Raw genomic sequence first — 18,149 nt, 5'->3', positions numbered from 1 at the left:
GCCTTTTTGCGGCAGCGCGCACAAAAAATTCCCAAAAACCGACGCGCGGTTTCGCGCTGAAAACCCGCAAAAAGAGTTGTGTTTTGTCGGACTATACTAAAACGGCAATTAACCTGTGTCTTTTTTGTAACTTCGAAACATTATGTCGAAAAAAAGGCACGTTCAGAAATTTTTCCCCTTTTTGAGTTTTGATTTTGGGAAATAGTCGTTTGCGACAAAAGCCGTGCAAAGAAAAGCGGCAGTTGACTAGCGAGTAAGACTAAAAACGGGGAAGCAGTATTGTGTTAGGTTGTCATTACGGTCGTGTGTGTAACGTCATGAAATCGTACTTCTGGTTAACAAGGTGGGTTACTACCCTCGTTTTTTTAATTCTCATCTCTGTCGTGCTGCCGTCCACAGTCAAGGCTCAGACAGTGTCAGTCGGAAGTTTGGACGTCTACATCAATGATCAAGCCGGCTTTAACGCACTTGGCGATGTGACCGCTGCCCCGGATCCGACAAATGGGGCAGGGACAACTTATGCAAATGGAGTTTCGGTTTCGTCCAGTTACCCTCTGAGCCTAACGGCAGGAGCCGCATTCGTTGTCAGCGGAAGCGGGACACGCGTCGACCCTCCCTCAGGAATAACTGACGGAACGGTTTCAATCACGGATGCGTCGCCATCATTTGGCTTGTCGTTCAACATCATCGATGTGTTTGACCATGGTGGTGTGGGCGATTTTGAGGATGTGATTACAATCTCGGCCAACGGCACACCCCTTTTCACAATGAGCGACGGCAACGCCATCGCCGCAAGTGCGACGGGTTCTGTTGATATCCGGGCGATAGATGGAACGTTGATAACAACTATCACACAAGGTCAGGCAACTTCCACTTTCATCGGTGTTGTCAACAATGCGGGCACAGTTTCATCGCTTGGAATAGCCTATGATTACAACCAAGCTGCTGGCAGCACCGCAACAGCCACCGACTTTCACGGAATTGACGATTTTTCAGAACTTTCACGGGCTATCGACGCCATTGATGATACCCCTGCTGATGTAGACAGCACGACAGGTGCGACCATACCGAACGTGGTCGCCAATGACACGCTTGGTGGCGTGCTGAACCCGACCATCGGCACGGATGTCACTGTCAATGAGACAGGCACGGCACAGGATGGCACGACTGTACTTGGTCTTGATGTTACCCCTGCTGCGGGTGGCATCACCCTGAATCCTGCCAATGGTGAAATCACCGTGGACCCCGGCACAACGCCCGGAACATACGTATACACTTACGAGATCTGTGAGGTCGGGAACCCAACCAACTGTGACACGGCGACAGTCACCATTGAAGTTCTCGCCACAGCGATTGTCGCCAATGATGACACTCCGGCGTCGGTAGACGGATCGGCAGGCGCCACTATTCCCAACGTCGTCACCAATGACACGCTTGGTGGCGTGCTGAACCCGGCCATCGGCACAGACGTCACCGTCAATGAGGCCGGCACGGCCCAAGATGGCACGACAGCGCTTGGTCTTGATGTCATCCCTGCTGCGGGGGGCATCACGCTCAATCCAGCCAATGGTGAAGTGACAGTAGACCCCGGCACGACGCCCGGCACCTATGTCTACACCTACGAGATTTGCGAAGTTGGCAACCCAACTAACTGTGACACGGCGGAAGTGACCATTGTGGTTGATGCAACCTCGATTGTGGCCAATGACGATGGTCCTGTCGATGTCGATGGCACCACAGGGGCCAGCATCCCGAATGTCGTGGCCAATGACACGCTCGGCGGTGTGGCCAACCCGACAATCGGCACGGATGTGACCGTGAATGAAACCGGCACCGCGCAGGACGGCACAACCGCACTTGGTCTGGATGTCACCCCTGCCGCGGGCGGCATCACTCTGAACCCGGCCAATGGTGTTGTAACCGTTGCTCCGGGCACCACACCCGGCAACTATGTCTACACTTACGAGATTTGCGAGGTTGGCAATCCGACCAACTGTGACACAGCCGAAGTGACAATTCTGGTCGATCCGACATCCATCGTGGCCAATGATGATACGCCACCTGCTGCGCAGGGCGGCGTTGGGGCCACCATTCCGAATGTCGTGGCCAATGACACGCTCGGCGGTGTGGCCAACCCGACAATCGGCACGGATGTGACCGTGAATGAAGCGGGCACCGCGCAGGACGGCACAACCGCACTTGGTCTGGATGTCACCCCTGCCACGGGCGGCATCACTCTGAACCCGGCTAATGGTGAAGTGACCGTAGCTCCCGGCACGACACCCGGGACATTTGTCTATACCTACGAGATCTGTGAGGTCGGCAACCCGATCAACTGTGACACCGCAGAAGTAACGATTGTGGTCGACCAGACGGAAATCATCGCCAACGATGACACACCGCCAACCATTGACGAGACAACGGGCGGCACAATTCCCAACGTTGTCACCAATGACACGCTGGGCGGCGTTGCGAACCCTGCCATTGGCACTGACGTGACAATCAATACCACTGGCACAGCGCAGGATGGCACCACGGCGCTGGGCCTGAATGTCACGCCACCTGCCGGTGGGATCACACTTGATCCCGGCACGGGTGTTGTGACGGTTCTGGCTGGAACGACAGCCGGGATTTATGCCCTGACATATGAGATTTGCGAGGTCGGCAACCCGACCAACTGTGACACCGCAGTTGTAACTGTTCTGGTTGGAACGGGTGGCCTTATCGACGAAATCGAAGAAGATCTCAAAGATATCCTGGAAGAAGACCTGGCCAATACGCTGGCGACGCAATCCCGTCAAATGAGCCGGTTTTCCGGCGACGCCGTGGACCGCTTGCAGCGCCGCGCGCGGGATGCTTGTCTGGCGGGTGTGAATTCGCGCCTGGCCCAGGAAAAAATCCTATTTGATACCGACAAAGCGATCATCAAACCACAAAGCAGTCAGTTGCTGGATGAGATCGCAACGATCCTGCGCAGCTGTTCGGGAAGCGCCTTTGAACTGGCAGGGCATACCGACAGCAATGCCTCGGCAGAGTATAATCAGGATCTGAGCCAGCGTCGCGTGACCGCTGTGCTGCGTGCCCTGACAGAGCGCGGCATAGACACGGCAGGTTTTGTAGCGCGCGGCTATGGCGAAGCGCAGCCCATTGCGACCAACGCAACGGCTGTGGGCAGAGAACAAAATCGCCGGGTTGAGTTCAGAGCGCTTGAGGACGCAGAGGCCTACATCGCCCCCTGTAACGACGACACAAACTTGGTTCGCAGCTTTAACGCGGATGGCAGTGACGGGTTCTTTACAGCAGATGGACAGTTCGTGAACGACCAACACAACTGTCTTGCGGATCGTCGCGAAATCTTTGAGGGGTCGCTCAATTATACCGACACGGACGAAGGGCAGACCCAGTACTCGGTCAACCTCTCTTATCGCCGTGAGCAATACCGTGGCACGCAAAGCGTGTTCGGGTATTTTATTGGCCTTTACGCATCGCAAACCGATGTCTCGAGCCGGGCCACAGGCGACATTGATGGCCTCGGTGTGAATGCCGGGATTTACGGAGCCAACCGGATCCAAAATAACCTGTTTGTGGATTACTACCTTGGTGCGGCAACCGGCCGTCATGAGTTTGACCTTGATTTCCAGCGCCCGATTGGCGTCATTTCCGCATCTGGCGACTACAGATATGTTGCAGGGTTTGCTGGTGCGGCCCTGTCCGGCGAATGGGATCTCGGCCGGACCACGGTCACGCCACGTGCCGGTTTCGACTATGTCTTCGCACCAAGCTCTGACGTCGATGTTCTCGCTCAATCCGGAGCCTTGTCAGAAGCAGGTGACTTGGATCTGGCTGCCATTTCCGGGGGCCGCGCATTTGCTGAACTTAGAACAGAACGTTTGATCGAGGATGGCACTGTCAACGTTTGGCTGACCCCTCGCATTTCCTGTTACGAGTCGCTTGGCGGCCTGGACGGTGCGTGCGGTTTCGGCGGGTCTATCGGAGCCGAAAGCGTCAACGAAAACAATCGTTTGAGCTATTCAGTCGAACTTGACGCTGAAATTGGCGATGATTTTGCGACAGGATCGCTGACCATGGGCGTAGAGCGGGCAGTCGGCAGAGGCGTGCTGAGTGGAAATGCAGGGCTTGGCACAAGTGGAAGCATTGCAGCCAGGTTCGGGTACAACCTTGACTTCTAAGGTGGCAGGATCACCGGTCGAAGAAAAGGCCAGCTTTTCCAAGAGTGCTCTATTTGCAAATTGCTTTTAGGATAACACGGGGTGGCACGCAGCAGACTAACCAGCAATCCTGGAATTGCCGAAGCGCCTGCTTTGCGGAAGCTGCCGCGCAACGAAGAATGGCTCTTTAAGATCTTTTTAGTGCTGTCCTGTCCGCCAGCAATGTCAACTTTGAACTCTTCGCAGCAATTTAAGGTTGGTGCAACATCTGGAAAGATTGGGCTCAAAGCCGTCATGCGGCGATGCAGAGCTGATCTCGAAATCCACGCGAACTTAATGTCAGCTTCCACTCCAGCAGCCCGATTAGTTCGCGACCGCAGAGAAGGTCCGGAATCCGCCCATATTGAACTAGAAACTAAATTCTCCAACAGAGGGTTTTCACATCTGGCTTGGGGTCCTTCCTGCGGATTCCGGGTTGTCGCGGGGGCGCGGAGCCCGATCTTCGCCGATTCTGGAAAACCAGTATAGGTCAGCTATTGTTGCCTATTATTTGACAACTCAAATTAGGGGTGACACGCATGGCACACTACTGGCACACTAGAAATGGCGGGGTAGTGTGCCAGGATTTATCTTTATTAATCAGTATTTTGAAGGTATTTGGCACACATGGCACACTAGAAATACTAACCCGAAGAAAATAAAATCGGTTTACCCGGAATGACGACGATAAAACCCGATATGAATCTTACAAACCTCCTCTAGCAGGCCCTCTATAGGAGCTTCTTCTGTGCCAAGTGTGCCGGAACCTCGTAAGGCATTGACCCTGTTACATAAAATCCGGCACACATCAGGTGTGCCATTTACTGTGCCACGAGCCTGAAATCCCAATTTTCCCGTGAATCCCTGCTAGACAGCCGTTTTCTACCCTGATGTGAAAACCGGTTCTCGCACTGAATGTGAAAACCGATCACGCTTTAACGCGCACAACGTGAAATCCGGCATATCTCGCCACGCCGACCATATCCCGAGTCCCCCGGTCGCCGGTAAAAGCGACAACGAGGTCGGGCGTGTGTCGCTGGAGCATTTTTCGATTACGGATCGCCCCGGCGGAATTCCCGTGCGCGTCCCAGTCTGCTTTCATCTCTTTGAAATCGACGCCGCGCCAGATCGCCCAAACGCGAGCCAGGAAGTCAGCGCCGGTCGCACCCCCTTCGACAATCACCAACGGTTCACCGAGAAGATCGGCGACTTCAAGGAAGTGGTCGAGGATTGGATAGACGAGCGCCCACTGGTCGAACTCTCGTCCGCCTGTGACGAGAACCTTCATCCTAGAAGTTCGTCGATCTCCGGGTCCTCTATCTCAGGGGACACCGGAATCCATTCGTCGTCGCATTTCAGGTCTCGTTGGTAGAACCGAGATCGTATAGCCTGACCGCCGACAACCCGACGAACTGCGTGATCCCCCACCTTCTGCCACCCGGTTAGGCACGACAGAACGCTCCGATAATCCCTTCCTTCTCGAAAGGGTCCTCGACCGTTGTCCCCGGCGCGGTGGGGGCCTTGTTGCCGCGATCAGGGTTGAACGGGAGGTGCGCATGGTTGCGCCAATCCAGGCCATGCTTCTTGGACCACTGTTTCAGAAGCTTCTTCGGGTTGAGGATCGTGCCCTTGTTGTGGAACTGCTCCAGCGTTTGGTTCTTGGAAGCCGTCGGCAGGAACATCAACTGGGCGAAGCGATAGGAGACGTCATCCACTGCATGCATGGACTCTGTTTCGTCGTCAAAGAGCAGTGAGCCGAGGGTGCGCGAGACGGCATTGTATTCGTCGAAGGACAAACGACCGATGATCGGGAAGACGTTGCGGAGTTAACCTTTGCGATCCCAGAGCCATCTGACGGAAACCACGTTATAGGAGTATACAAAAAACAGGATATCAGCTCGCTCACGTCGGGTTTCGAAATGCTCGACGTCACGAATCTGCCAGCAAAACCGCACAGTGGATACCGATCCGCTACGGTCAGGTTAGATGAATGCGTGTGCCGATAGGTGTCAGCCAGATTCAAACTACCGAGGATTTAGTTGGTAACTAACCTCGTTAACTTACAACTTGCGTGTTGTTGGTCATTTGTTGGTCAAAAGTTAATAACTTAATTAAATAATTGTTATATAAAGACATTAGAATCCCGCTACCCGCTCCACGCCAGACCAAACGCCAGCGGATCAGTTCAACGCCATCCACACACATAGGGCGGTCATCAAGCCCAAAGACATGGTCAGTTCCATAAAGGGCAAGCACGACAGCATGCCTTTGTCCCACCAGCGTGACATGTGCGTCATTGCGCGACAGCGCGATGGGCGCGGCACTGGGGCTAGAAGAACATCAAGGTTGGATTGCGGGGTCGAACAGTTCATTTAACGGATCACTCAGGTACGGTTACATGATTGGTCCAGCATGGTTTCGACCAGGACTTGGGCCAAAATGCGGACGCTCCGCCATCATCTGGGCAAAACAGTTACCAGATTGTTAAGAGCATATGGAAGAGATTTGCCACGCCGTTTTCCAAGCCGGGACAATCAATGGTTGGAAATACCTCCACCCCATGAATTACGGATCAACTGTTTCGCAAAAGCATCCAATAGGGGGCTTAACAACTAAGGCAAATTCGCCATATATCGCGGGTCTGAATGTTGGAAACAAATTGTTTCATCTGCAGGCGATGCCATTGCATGATGGCGACCGGTTGTAAGACGGTACGAAAGGATCACAACGCATGGCTTTCACGGTTGCCATTGATGGCCCCGCCGCCGCGGGAAAGGGCACGATTTCACGGGCTGTGGCAGACAAGTTTGGATTTGCTCACCTCGACACTGGTCTGCTCTACCGCGCCACCGGACGTCGTACACTGGACGGTACCGACCCAATGGAAGCCGCAAGATTGCTGACACCCGAGGACCTGCAGGCGGATGGCCTGCGCACGCCAGACGTCGCCCAGGCCGCCAGCCGTGTGGCAGCCATTCCAGAGGTGCGCGCCGCCCTCGTCGATTTTCAACGCGCCTTTGCCCGCCGCAACGGTGGGGCTGTTCTCGATGGGCGTGACATCGGGACCGTCATCTGCCCAGACGCTGAGGTGAAGCTCTTTGTCACGGCCAGTGACGAGGTTCGGGCAAAGCGCCGTTTGGATGAACTCTTGGGCAAGGGCCATGAGACGGATTTTGAAACCGTGCTTTGCGATCTGCAAACCCGTGACGCCCGCGACAGTGCCCGCGCCACAGCGCCGCTCAAATCTGCGGAAGATGCGGTGATGCTCGACACCACGCGTATGAGTATTGAAGAGGCTGTCGCTGCTGCCTGTGCGGAAGTGGTCCGCAAACAAGCATTATAGTGGCCAGCATTGTCTTCCACCGTGCCAGTGGCTGGGTCGACCGTTGGCGGGCATACCGGATTTTGGTGGATGGTGTTGACGTCGCAAAGCTCAAGCGCAATCAATCTGTCACCATCGATGTCACGGCCCAAGAGCATGTTTTGCAGGCACAGGTCGATTGGTGTTCCAGCCCTGTCCTGGTTGTTGATTTGAGTAAAGGTGGCCAGATAGATGTCGACGTCGAAAACCCACACAGCGCGTGGTCGCTGTCCAGAGTGACTGTCGAAACGCCGAACGAGTACTTACGGCTCACACTGCGCGATTGAGCACCGGGCCAGTCCACGGTTCACCCGGCAATGAGGCGCCGATGAAACTGCGCGATGGCCCTTGATTAACTTGCGCGACCGGGCTATAGCGCCCCCGTCGACAAGGCGGAAACCGCCGCGAAGCATATGAGATCGAGCAGGGTCGGGTTCTCCGGCCCTCTTTGTTTTGCGAAACGCGGCCCGTCTGACCAATGAAACCGCTTTGCCCTCAAGTATCAAAAGGGCAGGGCAGCCAACCCAGACCGGCGGAGACAACCGCACGGCCAGAAACACTGAAAACGTTAGGATTGAAACGCCACATGGCTCAAAATGCATCTATGGAGGAGTTCGAGGCCCTTCTGAACGAAAGTCTCGAAATGGACACGCCCGAAGAGGGCACAGTTGTCAAAGGCAAGGTCATCGCAGTTGAAGCGGGACAAGCCATCATCGACGTCGGCTACAAAATGGAAGGCCGCGTTGATCTCAAAGAATTCGCAAATCCCGGAGAAGCCCCTGAAATCGCGGTTGGCGATGAGGTAGAGGTGTTCCTGCGCGCGGCTGAGAATGCGCGTGGTGAGGCGGTTATCAGCCGTGAGATGGCTCGCCGCGAGGAAGCCTGGGATCGTCTTGAAAAAGCCTATGCCGATGAAGAACGTGTAGAAGGCGCGATCTTTGGCCGTGTCAAAGGTGGCTTTACCGTGGACCTTGGCGGCGCTGTTGCGTTCTTGCCGGGCTCTCAGGTTGATGTGCGCCCCGTGCGCGACGCCGGCCCGCTTATGGGCCTCAAGCAGCCATTCCAGGTTCTCAAAATGGATCGCCGTCGTGGCAACATTGTTGTCTCACGCCGCGCAATCCTTGAAGAAAGCCGTGCCGAACAGCGCGCCGAAGTCATTGGCAACCTGACCGAGGGTCAGGCCGTAGAGGGTGTGGTCAAGAACATCACCGAATACGGTGCCTTCGTGGATCTGGGCGGAGTTGACGGTCTGTTGCACGTCACCGACATGGCGTGGCGTCGGGTGAACCATCCGAGCGAGATCCTCAACATTGGCGAGACCGTCAATGTGCAGGTCATCAAGATCAACAAGGAAACGCACCGCATCTCCTTGGGCATGAAACAGCTGCAAGATGATCCATGGGATCTTGTCGCTGCGAAATATCCGCTGGAAAGCACCCATACGGGTCGCGTGACCAACATCACCGATTACGGTGCCTTTGTTGAGCTGGAGCCGGGCGTCGAGGGTCTTGTGCACGTCTCTGAGATGTCATGGACCAAGAAGAACGTGCATCCTGGCAAGATCGTGTCGACCTCTCAGGAAGTCGAAGTCATGGTTCTGGAAATCGACGGCACCAAGCGCCGCGTGTCTCTGGGCCTCAAACAGACCATGCGCAACCCATGGGAAGTGTTTGCAGAAACACATCCTGAGGGCAAAGAGGTCGAAGGCGAAGTCAAGAACATCACCGAATTCGGTCTGTTCATCGGCCTCGAAGGCGACATCGACGGCATGGTTCACCTCAGCGATCTAAGCTGGGACGAGCGCGGCGAAGAGGCCATCCAGAGCTACAAGAAGGGCGATATCGTTCAGGCGGTTGTCTCGGAAGTGGATGTCGAGAAAGAACGCATCTCTCTCTCGATCAAAGCGCTGGGCGGTGACAAATTCGCTGATGCCGTGGGTGGCGTAAAACGTGGCTCGATCGTGACCGTAGAGGTGACAGCCATCGAAGATGGTGGCGTTGAAGTGGAATATGAGGGCATGAAATCCTTCATCCGCCGCTCCGACCTTTCGCGTGACCGTGCCGAACAACGCCCTGATCGGTTCTCGGTTGGCGACAAGGTCGACGTGCGTGTCACAAATGTTGACAGCAAGACCCGCCGTCTGGGGCTGTCGATCAAAGCGCGCGAAATCGCCGAAGAAAAAGAAGCCGTACAGCAGTATGGCAGCTCGGACTCAGGCGCGTCGCTGGGCGACATTCTCGGCGCTGCTCTGAAGGGCGACGAAGAAAAGTAAACCGGCAGTTTTAAAACACAGCAAGGCCCCGCCATTCGGTGGGGCCTTTTTGTTTTCGACAAATGTTTATGCTGCACAAAACAGGCGGCTCGGAACGCAATTTATCAACCCACGCACCCCAAAACTTAGCATTTCTCATCCGAATCAATGGCTTTGCTGCGCTGCAAAACAGGGGTGCGACAACCCGCCACGTCTCAGTTTTCGCGCAAATGGGGGCAATTTTTTGCGTGATTGCGAAAAAACTGCCGCTTAAACGCGTCAAAGCACTCGGCTTTCCATTTCCAGCGAAGCCATTTTCAATCTATACTTTCACCAGCGATGTTCTGCGCTGCTGCTGTGACTGACATAATTGGGGGACCCGATGATCCGATCCGAACTTATTCAAAAGATCGCAGACGAAAACCCACATCTTTATCAACGCGATGTCGAGCGGATCGTAAACACCGTCTTCAATGAAATCACCAGCGCCATGGCCAATGGCAATCGGGTTGAGCTTCGCGGTTTCGGTGCCTTCTCGGTGAAAAAGCGCGATGCCCGCACAGGCCGCAATCCCCGCACTGGCGAATCCGTCCCGGTCGAGGAAAAACACGTCCCCTTCTTTAAGGCCGGCAAGCTGCTGCGCGAACGGCTGAACGGGAAAGCGTAATGCGTTACATTCGGTATGCGTCCATCGCCACCTTTGGGCTGGCGCTGGTTTTGATCGCTTTGGCCAATCGCCAGATGGTTGAACTTCAAGTTCTTCCCAATGAACTGGCCGGGCTGGCCGCGTTGAACCCGACCTATCAGGTGCCACTCTTTGTCGTTATCTTCGGCGGCATTCTGGCGGGGCTTATTGTTGGCTTTATCTGGGAATGGATCCGCGAAGCCGGGGAACGGGCGGCGGCCGCGCGTCAGGCCCGCGAGATGGCAAGCCTGCGTGCCGAAGTCGCACGTCTCAAAGGCGAAAAACACGAGGGCAAAGACGAGGTGCTTGCGCTGCTCGATCAGGCCAGCTAATCCCCGGCCATGCCAAAGGACATCAAAGTTAAGCTGTGCGGGTTGACCCGGCCCGAAGACGTTGCCGTGGCCGCTGAGGCCGGTGCGGCCTATGTGGGCTTTGTGTTTTTCCCAAAATCACCACGCTATGTGTCGTTGCCCCATGCACGTGATATGGCGCTGTCTGCACCGATTGGACTTGCCAAAGTCGCCCTTGTGGTCAACGCCGACAACGCAACCCTCGACTCTCTGACCGATCAGGTGCCGCTGGACATGTTGCAGCTTCACGGCCATGAAAGCCCCGACCGCGTGCTCGAAGTGAAAAAACGCTACGGATTGCCTGTGATGAAGGCCGTGGGTGTGGCGGATGAAACCGACCTGGCTGCGATTGACACCTATAGTGAGGTGGCGGATCAGATTCTCCTGGACACGAAACCGCCCAAAGATGCGACCCGGCCCGGTGGCAATGCAGTGGCGTTTGATTGGAACTTGATCGCCGGGCGGCGGTGGAGCGTGCCGTGGATGCTCGCCGGTGGGTTGACCGTCGACAACGTCGCCGAGGCCATCCAGCGCACGGGCGCGAACCAGCTTGATTTGTCTTCGGCTTTGGAAAGTGCGCCGGGTGTGAAAGATCACGCAAAGATGCGCGCCTTCGTCAAAGCCGCACTCGCATGATCACCTTTCGCAAAGCGACAGAGGCTGACGTTCCCGCGGTGTTGGCCTTGCTGCAGGACGACATGCTGGGGCAAGCGCGCGAGGGCGCCGATCTGGATCACTACCAGGCGGCATTTGCCAGGATGCAGGACGAAGGCAACAACCACCTCATCGTTGGAGAAGGCCCGAACGCTCGCGTCATCGCCACCTACCAGATCACCTTCATCAGTGGCTTGTCTCTACGCGCCGCACGCCGCGCCCAGATCGAAAGCGTCCGTGTGGCCAGCGACTTGCGCGGGCAGGGGATTGGCGAAGAGATGGTGAGGGACATGATCGCTCGCGCGCGTGCTGCCGAATGCAGCCTCGTACAACTGACGATGAATACCACCCGCACCAACACCCACCGCTTTTATGAACGTATGGGCTTTGTTGCGTCACATACCGGCTTCAAACTGGCGCTCGGCTAACCTGCCCACTGTGCGCAAGACGCGTCCGACACGCCGGTCTGTCGCATCCAGCCGCCACTTTTCAGAGAGGTCCAATTGGCGGTGTGCGTGGTGACATAGCTCCATCCGCCTCGGCCGAGATGCGAATAGAGGATGTAATCGCCCGGCTCGACCCGCCCGATCACCGCCGAGCTGTTGTCATGACCCGCATGTAACGGAACGACCGGTCCCAGCCAGCCAAGACACCCTGATTCAAACTCATCCCGGATAGGCAAATCGCGCAACTGCCGCCGGATCGCAGCGTCAATCAGGCGAAGGCCTGTCCTCCCGGTGTCGACCTGGCAGCCATGCTGCGCCTCAAGCGCGCGGATCTCATCAACGATGCGCTTTTGATCCGGCGGAATGCTCACTGACGTTCCGATGCAATTGCTGTTGTCGAAAACTGCCTGGCCCAGGGTCGAGCCAAAACAGTACCCTGCCCGGTCAAAGATCAGATTTCGAGTAAACCAGACATCCTCACAGGCCTCATTGGCAGAAGCACTGCTGGCAACAAAAGCGAGGAGAAGCAGGACAATGCGCATGACCTCATTCTGCCGCGCCCTTGGCCCTGCGCCAAGGGATAACTGCAAAGTCACGGGTGCCTTTTCGCTGGAAAATCCCCAAACCGTCCCATATTCAGTTGCGGGTGAGACAAGGGACACGCGCGATGAATGATCTGTTCAATTCTTTCATGACCGGACCGGACGAGAAAGGTCGCTTTGGCCAGTTTGGCGGGCGGTTTGTTTCAGAAACACTGATGCCACTCATCCTTGAGCTGGAAAAACAGTATGAGTTTGCCAAGACGGATCAGTCCTTCTGGGACGAGATGGATCATCTGTGGAAACACTACGTGGGCCGTCCCAGCCCGCTTTACTTTGCCGAAGGCATGACCGAGCGGCTGGGTGGGGCCAAGATTTATCTCAAGCGCGATGAACTCAACCACACTGGTGCGCATAAGATCAACAATGTTCTGGGTCAGATTTTGCTGGCGCGCCGTATGGGCAAAACCCGGATCATTGCCGAAACCGGCGCCGGGCAGCATGGCGTGGCCACCGCTACGGTCTGCGCCAAGTTTGGGCTGAAATGCATCGTCTATATGGGCGCGCATGATGTGGAGCGCCAAAAGCCCAACGTCTTCCGCATGCGCCTTTTGGGGGCCGAGGTGATCCCTGTGACCTCTGGTCGTGGCACTTTGAAGGACGCCATGAACGACGCGCTGCGTGACTGGGTCACCAATGTGCGCGACACGTTTTACTGCATTGGCACGGTCGCAGGGCCGCACCCATACCCCGCGATGGTGCGTGATTTTCAGCAGATCATCGGCAAAGAGGCCAAGGCCCAGATGCAGGAGGCCGAGGGCCGTCTGCCGGACACGATCATTGCGGCCATCGGCGGTGGGTCGAACGCCATGGGGCTTTTCTACCCGTTTCTCGACGACAAAGACGTGCAGATCATCGGCGTCGAGGCTGGTGGCAAAGGCGTGAACCAGAAGATGGAACATTGCGCCTCTCTGACCGGTGGTCGCCCCGGTGTGCTGCATGGTAACCGCACTTATCTCTTGCAGGATGACGATGGCCAGATTTTGGAAGGCTACTCGATTTCGGCCGGACTCGATTACCCCGGTATCGGCCCCGAGCACAGCTGGCTGCACGACATTGGCCGTGCCGAATATGTCTCGATCACCGACAAAGAGGCGCTGGAGGCGTTCAAGTTCTCCTGCGAGACCGAAGGCATCATCCCCGCATTGGAACCCTGCCATGCGCTGGCCCATGTGATGAAGATCGCGCCCGATCTGCCCGCCGATCACATCATCTGCATGAACATGTGCGGGCGCGGCGACAAAGACATCTTCACCGTCGCGCGGCATCTGGGCTTTGAGATGGACGAACGGGAGTAGGGGAGGCGCAGTCCCGGACGTGATCCGGGACCTCTTCGTTCATACGCGCCAAGAGGTCCCGGCGCAAAGGCCGGGACTGCGGCCAAAATTTGTTGCGTGAAGGCGCGGAGAATGCAGCTCCCAAACAAGCTTCATTCATTCAGTCTTTCCAAATATTACCCAACCTCGCAATATTGTTGCGCAAAGATCACGACTGTTTTGGGCGGGTAAATGAACCCATATGGCGACTCACTGTGTTGGCGCTATCACCTGCCTCCCGATCACACGGATCGGACCCTAGCGGGCTGAGGTTTTGATCCTCACCCGGTGCGGGCGGCTTTGCCGAACCCCGTATGCCAGGGCCGCGACGCACGATCAGGGGTTGGCCTTTCACGCCAATTTCGAATGTAGCTCTTTGGGTAGAGCAATCGAATTGTAATCGATGGGTAGCAGGTTCGAATCCTGCCATTTGCACCTGGGAAAAGATCGAGAGATCTTGGGGTTCGACTCCCCTCACGCCGTAGAACAACGGCTCCAAATTTGGTCCGGGGTTGCCTCAGCAGAGGTGGCCCGGAGGGATCTCTTTGTCTTCGGACGAGGGGATACTGAAGGATCGCCGCTGCTCTGGTTTTGTGCCGGAGCGGGGATGATGGTGGCATCGTGCACCTTCCCGTAAGTCGGGGCTAACCCCGGCCTACGCGCTGGTCGCACCATGCGCCCGCTCGCCCAACTCCCGCGCGGGATCATGGCGCGGGGCGGCCTCGGGCCTCTCATTCCGCTTGCTGAGATGCAGGCATAAACACCTGTGACCATTCCGGTCCAACATATTGAAAATCAAAAGGAGTTATCGCTTTGCGACGACGATAGGACGAGACGAAAAGGAGACGAAAGATGACTCATGTACTGACCCGAACACTGGACCGGCTGACCGGTCACGAACGTGTCACGCTAATGGAAACCGAGCGGATGCTCGTGCTGACCAAAGGCCGGATCACTGCCATTCTTGGACCGGGCGAGCATCGCCTGAAGGCGCGCGATACCGTGCGCGAGGTCCACAATATCGAGCGTCTCCGTTTCACCTCGCCCTACACGCGTGTGCTGTTTCGGGAACGTGCCGATCTGGCCGAAGCACATCTGACTGAGGTGCGTGCCGGTGAAGGCGAAGTGGCCGTGATCCTGCGCGAAGGCGTGCCTTACGAGGTGCTCCTGCCGGACACGCGGCTGGTTCTGTGGACGGTGGCTGGCCCCTGGACGGTTGAGCGCCACGCGCTGACCGACACGCTGGACCTGCCCACGGCACTTGCGCGACGTCTGACGCGCACGGGTCTGACCACGGCCTTCAACGCCACCGAGGTGGCCGAGGGGCATGTGGGCATGCTCACCGTAGATGGTGTGCTGATGGGCCGGCTCGCGCCCGGCACGCACGCCTTCTGGAAAGTGGGCCGGCACGTGGCGGTCAAGCAGGTCGATCTGCGGACACGGACCCATGAGGTCACTGGTCAGGAGATCCTGACCAAGGACCGGGTTACGATCCGGGTGAACCTGACTGCGGATTACCGCGTGACGGACCCTGAACGTGCGGTTGGTGCGGTCAAGGATTTTGAGGAAGCCCTGCACCGTGCGCTGCAACTGGCGTTTCGGAAAACCCTTGGTGCGCTGACACTTGACCGGCTTCTGGCCGAAAAAGTGACGGTCGACGCCGAGGCCGCGAAAACGGTGCGTGCCGAAATGGCCCGTATCGGGATCGAGGTGGGTGAGATCGCGCTGAAAGACGTGATCCTGCCCGGTGAGATGCGCGAGATCCTGACAGCCGTGGTTGCGGCTGAGAAGGAAGCAGAGGCCAACGTCATCCGGCGTCGGGAAGAAACGAACGCAACGCGCTCGCTTTTGAACACCGCCAAAGTGATGGCCGAAAACCCTGTGATGCTGCGGCTCAAAGAACTTGAGGCGCTGGAAACCATCGCGGGCAAGGTTGAACGGCTGACGGTCCACAACGGAACCGAAGGTCTGATGACCGATCTCGTGCGTCTGCGCGACTAAGCCAAGGCCCGGCCCGGGGGAAACCCCGGGCCTGGCTTCTTTTGGTTTTGCGTTCGGGTCAAAGTAATCGGACTTCTGAATTGTTTCATCAAATGAAACAATTTGTTCCAGTTTGGAAAGGTCACGACATTGTGAAATGTGGCGAAATTGTGGTAACGTCGTCGTGAGGTCGTGGAACGACGCCTTAAACAAAACAAATTCAACGATTTACTTCGTAAACTAGGGGGCGTAATGGTAGGGACTTTTCGCAGATTCGCAGAGCTTTTCGCTGTAACGGCGATTATTTCTGCGTTTGGTTTCTTTGCATCACCGGCATCGGCATCGGCAGCGGTCTGTGGATCTGTAACTTATGCAGCGACGCAGGATGGCATGTTCTTGACGCCTGAAGGGTGCGGTGTCGGAAATGACGAAGGCGCAATGGGGTATGGAACATTAAACGGCTGGACGCTCGGAGATGACGACACCGGCGATGGCACTGGAAATATCGACTTGATGCTGAGTGGTCAGAGTTGGTCGATCACCAATACGGGCGGTTACACACATCTAGCGCTGGCCCTTAAACAAGCGCGGTCCTTTGCGTTCTATGTGCTTGATCTGTCCAAAGATCTCTCTGGAACGTGGGGCACCTTGGGCTCAAATGGCCAAGGCCAGCAGGTAAATGGCTTCTCGCACATCAACGCTTGGTACAAGGGCGACGGCACACCGCCGCCTCCTCCGCCACCATCGAACGTACCACTTCCAGCAGCAGCTTGGATGTTGCTCGCAGCACTTGGAAGTCTTGTGGTGTTTCGCAAAAAGAGCGCCTGAACATCTAATTAATAAGACAGGAAAAGCCGCCACTTCCGGCGGCTTTTCTTATTGGCAATGGTTTCCTGACTAAACCAAAAGATCCGCTAAATCTTCTGCCACTCGTGTCCCCGTGACATCCGCCCCGCCCACCGTGGCCCAGATGTCTTCGTGACAGGCTTCTCCTGCAAAGAAAATGCGGTCCCCAACCGGTTGGCGCAGAACCTCGCGCATGGGAAATCCACCGGGAGCGGCCGAGGCATAGCAGCCGCGCACAAACGGGTCTTTGCCCCACTCGGATACAGTGCCTTTGGTGAGGTACTTGTCCACGTCAGCGCCAATGAGGTTGCGTAGTTTTCCAACCACAAAGTCCATGGCCGTATCGGCACCCGCAAGCTCAAGCTCCCGCGCGAAATCCCCGCCAACATCGCAATAGGCCAGCCCGGTTCCGCTTGCATTGACCAATACGCCGAACGCCTCAAAACTGTCATCGACCTTGTGCAGGACGTAGCCATCTTCACCCAGGCCAAAGATGTCCTCGCTGAAATGCAAGGCGATGTGGTTGTAGAACCCCATCGAAATCGCGTTGAACGACTCTTGTTTCTCAACCGGAAGAGGCGGATCAAACGCGATGCCTTCTCCCGCCAGAACCCCCGTTGAAACGGTCAGGATCACCGCCTTGGCCCGGATGGTGCCGCCTGTGGTTTCCACTTCAACCCCATCGCCGCCCCAGGTGATTTTCGTCACGGCGGTGTTGAGCGCCACATCAAGCCCCTTGGCATGATTTGCCACCAGCGTTCCGTACCCATCGGCGTAATACCAGTCGTTGCTGCCCGCAGATTCCCACCAATCGAGGCAGGAAAACGCGTCCATATCCTTGCCCATCTCCCAGGAGCCGATCCCAAACCACCCTGTTTGAGACCAGGGGTTGTCGGTTGGTGCAACGGATGCAGGCGCGACATCCTGACGGGATTTCCCGGCTTTGGAAATGGCCCCCTCGACCGCTTCCCATGCCTCCCACATGCTTGCGATTTCATCCTCAGAGGCAGGGCCGCTTTCGTTGTAAATTCCGTATTCTTCCGGGGCGCGATAGAACCGCCCGCCCGAGGATTTGGCCCGCTCGAAATACGGGTTACGCGTTTCATTCTGCACCCAATGCGCCCCAACGTCATAGGGCATACCGAACGTACCCGTTTCGGTGATCACGCGCCCGCCCACTTGAGCGGCGGCTTCGACATGCACATAGCTCACACCGCGTTCACGCAGCTTGTGCGCCGCAGCGATGCCTGCCGCCCCTGCGCCGACGGTCACGACATCCGGGTTGCTGGGAAAAGAGGACTGGCCATAGGCAAAACCGGGAAGAAGCACGCTTGCCGAGCTGAGTTTCAGAAAGCGACGTCGGTCGAAATCGGACCGAGCAGTAGAGTGATGGCGTGACGGCATGGCAAGTTTCCTCTATCATTTTCTACGGTGTAGAGGAAAATTACTCTAC

The 18,149-nt window shown here is 56.5% G+C and carries 18 protein-coding genes and 1 tRNA gene; 13 read left to right on the top strand and 6 right to left on the bottom strand.

The features are described 5' to 3' along the window. Positions 1–413 precede the first annotated feature (413 nt). Complete coding sequence (locus tag RZS32_RS02220; protein ID WP_317055407.1) at positions 414–4,190, top strand: OmpA family protein; 3,777 nt, start codon at positions 414–416, stop codon at positions 4,188–4,190. Here RZS32_RS02220 and RZS32_RS02215 read toward each other — a convergent pair. From RZS32_RS02215 to RZS32_RS02200, 4 genes are all read right to left on the bottom strand, one after another. After that, entirely contained in the window at positions 4,187–4,519 is a 333-nt protein-coding gene (locus RZS32_RS02215) for a hypothetical protein (protein WP_339106783.1), read from the bottom strand. The genes RZS32_RS02220 and RZS32_RS02215 overlap by 4 nt on opposite strands. A 617-nt stretch (positions 4,520–5,136) precedes the next feature. Continuing rightward, positions 5,137–5,496: an SLOG family protein gene (locus RZS32_RS02210; protein ID WP_317055405.1), complete on the bottom strand. Its 360-nt coding sequence runs from the start codon at positions 5,494–5,496 to the stop codon at positions 5,137–5,139. Between the two features lie 154 nt (positions 5,497–5,650). Further along, on the bottom strand, positions 5,651–6,004 hold the full coding sequence (locus RZS32_RS02205; RefSeq protein ID WP_317055404.1) for a hypothetical protein: 354 nt from the start codon (positions 6,002–6,004) through the stop codon (positions 5,651–5,653). A 259-nt stretch (positions 6,005–6,263) separates the two neighbouring features. Then, positions 6,264–6,464: a hypothetical protein gene (locus RZS32_RS02200; protein ID WP_339106782.1), complete on the bottom strand. Its 201-nt coding sequence runs from the start codon at positions 6,462–6,464 to the stop codon at positions 6,264–6,266. Positions 6,465–6,939: 475 nt separating this feature from the next. On the opposite strand from RZS32_RS02200, the gene cmk reads away from it, so the two are divergent. The 8 genes from cmk (at position 6,940) to RZS32_RS02160 (ending at position 11,937) form a co-directional block, all read left to right on the top strand. Further along, positions 6,940–7,551 (top strand): (d)CMP kinase, encoded by a 612-nt coding sequence (gene cmk, locus RZS32_RS02195; protein WP_317055402.1) that lies wholly within the window; start codon positions 6,940–6,942, stop codon positions 7,549–7,551. After that, on the top strand, positions 7,551–7,856 hold the full coding sequence (locus RZS32_RS02190; protein ID WP_317055401.1) for a hypothetical protein: 306 nt from the start codon (positions 7,551–7,553) through the stop codon (positions 7,854–7,856). Before cmk ends, RZS32_RS02190 begins: the two co-directional genes overlap by 1 nt. A gap of 299 nt (positions 7,857–8,155) precedes the next feature. Further along, positions 8,156–9,841: a 30S ribosomal protein S1 gene (gene rpsA / locus RZS32_RS02185; RefSeq protein ID WP_317055400.1), complete on the top strand. Its 1,686-nt coding sequence runs from the start codon at positions 8,156–8,158 to the stop codon at positions 9,839–9,841. Between the two features lie 68 nt (positions 9,842–9,909). Further along, entirely contained in the window at positions 9,910–10,185 is a 276-nt protein-coding gene (locus RZS32_RS02180; RefSeq protein WP_317055399.1) for a hypothetical protein, read from the top strand. A 17-nt stretch (positions 10,186–10,202) separates the two neighbouring features. Beyond that, positions 10,203–10,487 carry an integration host factor subunit beta gene (gene ihfB, locus RZS32_RS02175; protein ID WP_317055398.1) on the top strand — a complete coding sequence of 95 codons (285 nt, stop codon included), beginning with the start codon at positions 10,203–10,205 and terminating at the stop codon, positions 10,485–10,487. Further along, positions 10,487–10,837: a DUF1049 domain-containing protein gene (locus RZS32_RS02170; RefSeq protein ID WP_317055397.1), complete on the top strand. Its 351-nt coding sequence runs from the start codon at positions 10,487–10,489 to the stop codon at positions 10,835–10,837. Before ihfB ends, RZS32_RS02170 begins: the two co-directional genes overlap by 1 nt. 9 nt (positions 10,838–10,846) lie before the next feature. After that, entirely contained in the window at positions 10,847–11,491 is a 645-nt protein-coding gene (locus RZS32_RS02165) for a phosphoribosylanthranilate isomerase (protein WP_317055396.1), read from the top strand. Then, positions 11,488–11,937, top strand: coding sequence for a GNAT family N-acetyltransferase (locus RZS32_RS02160; RefSeq protein ID WP_317055395.1), 450 nt, complete (start codon positions 11,488–11,490; stop codon positions 11,935–11,937). Before RZS32_RS02165 ends, RZS32_RS02160 begins: the two co-directional genes overlap by 4 nt. On the opposite strand, the gene RZS32_RS02155 is transcribed toward RZS32_RS02160, so the two are convergent. Next, positions 11,934–12,545: a DUF4453 domain-containing protein gene (locus RZS32_RS02155; protein ID WP_339106781.1), complete on the bottom strand. Its 612-nt coding sequence runs from the start codon at positions 12,543–12,545 to the stop codon at positions 11,934–11,936. The genes RZS32_RS02160 and RZS32_RS02155 overlap by 4 nt on opposite strands. 77 nt (positions 12,546–12,622) lie before the next feature. Here RZS32_RS02155 and trpB point away from each other — a divergent pair, with 77 nt between their 5' ends. From trpB to RZS32_RS02135, 4 genes are all read left to right on the top strand, one after another. After that, complete coding sequence (trpB, locus tag RZS32_RS02150; RefSeq protein ID WP_317055393.1) at positions 12,623–13,852, top strand: tryptophan synthase subunit beta; 1,230 nt, start codon at positions 12,623–12,625, stop codon at positions 13,850–13,852. 381 nt (positions 13,853–14,233) lie between these two features. After that, positions 14,234–14,305 (top strand) — tRNA-Thr (locus RZS32_RS02145). A 417-nt stretch (positions 14,306–14,722) separates the two neighbouring features. After that, positions 14,723–15,871: a slipin family protein gene (locus RZS32_RS02140; RefSeq protein WP_317055392.1), complete on the top strand. Its 1,149-nt coding sequence runs from the start codon at positions 14,723–14,725 to the stop codon at positions 15,869–15,871. 231 nt (positions 15,872–16,102) lie between these two features. Further along, a complete protein-coding gene (locus RZS32_RS02135; protein ID WP_317055391.1) occupies positions 16,103–16,678 on the top strand; it encodes a VPLPA-CTERM sorting domain-containing protein in 576 nt (191 codons plus the stop codon). 69 nt (positions 16,679–16,747) lie between these two features. On the opposite strand, the gene RZS32_RS02130 is transcribed toward RZS32_RS02135, so the two are convergent. Next, the gene (locus tag RZS32_RS02130; protein WP_317055390.1) at positions 16,748–18,100 is read right to left on the bottom strand and encodes a flavin monoamine oxidase family protein; all 1,353 of its coding nucleotides are present in this window, start codon (positions 18,098–18,100) and stop codon (positions 16,748–16,750) included. Positions 18,101–18,149 lie beyond the last annotated feature (49 nt).

Source organism: Roseovarius sp. W115, assembly GCF_032842945.2.
In the GTDB taxonomy this organism is placed as follows: Bacteria; Pseudomonadota; Alphaproteobacteria; order Rhodobacterales; family Rhodobacteraceae; genus Roseovarius; species Roseovarius rhodophyticola.
The sequence above is the reverse complement of the archived record's forward strand: the minus strand, read 5'-3'. Positions and strand labels throughout refer to the sequence as shown.

Coding starts and splice junctions, on each gene's coding strand:
- RZS32_RS02210 (WP_317055405.1), bottom strand. CDS start 5,496: ATGAAGGTTCTCGTCACAGGCGGACGAGAGTTCGACCAGTGGGCGCTC.
- cmk (WP_317055402.1), top strand. CDS start 6,940: ATGGCTTTCACGGTTGCCATTGATGGCCCCGCCGCCGCGGGAAAGGGC.
- rpsA (WP_317055400.1), top strand. CDS start 8,156: ATGGCTCAAAATGCATCTATGGAGGAGTTCGAGGCCCTTCTGAACGAA.
- RZS32_RS02180 (WP_317055399.1), top strand. CDS start 9,910: ATGCTGCACAAAACAGGCGGCTCGGAACGCAATTTATCAACCCACGCA.
- ihfB (WP_317055398.1), top strand. CDS start 10,203: ATGATCCGATCCGAACTTATTCAAAAGATCGCAGACGAAAACCCACAT.
- RZS32_RS02170 (WP_317055397.1), top strand. CDS start 10,487: ATGCGTTACATTCGGTATGCGTCCATCGCCACCTTTGGGCTGGCGCTG.
- RZS32_RS02165 (WP_317055396.1), top strand. CDS start 10,847: ATGCCAAAGGACATCAAAGTTAAGCTGTGCGGGTTGACCCGGCCCGAA.
- RZS32_RS02160 (WP_317055395.1), top strand. CDS start 11,488: ATGATCACCTTTCGCAAAGCGACAGAGGCTGACGTTCCCGCGGTGTTG.
- trpB (WP_317055393.1), top strand. CDS start 12,623: ATGAATGATCTGTTCAATTCTTTCATGACCGGACCGGACGAGAAAGGT.
- RZS32_RS02140 (WP_317055392.1), top strand. CDS start 14,723: ATGACTCATGTACTGACCCGAACACTGGACCGGCTGACCGGTCACGAA.
- RZS32_RS02135 (WP_317055391.1), top strand. CDS start 16,103: ATGGTAGGGACTTTTCGCAGATTCGCAGAGCTTTTCGCTGTAACGGCG.
- RZS32_RS02130 (WP_317055390.1), bottom strand. CDS start 18,100: ATGCCGTCACGCCATCACTCTACTGCTCGGTCCGATTTCGACCGACGT.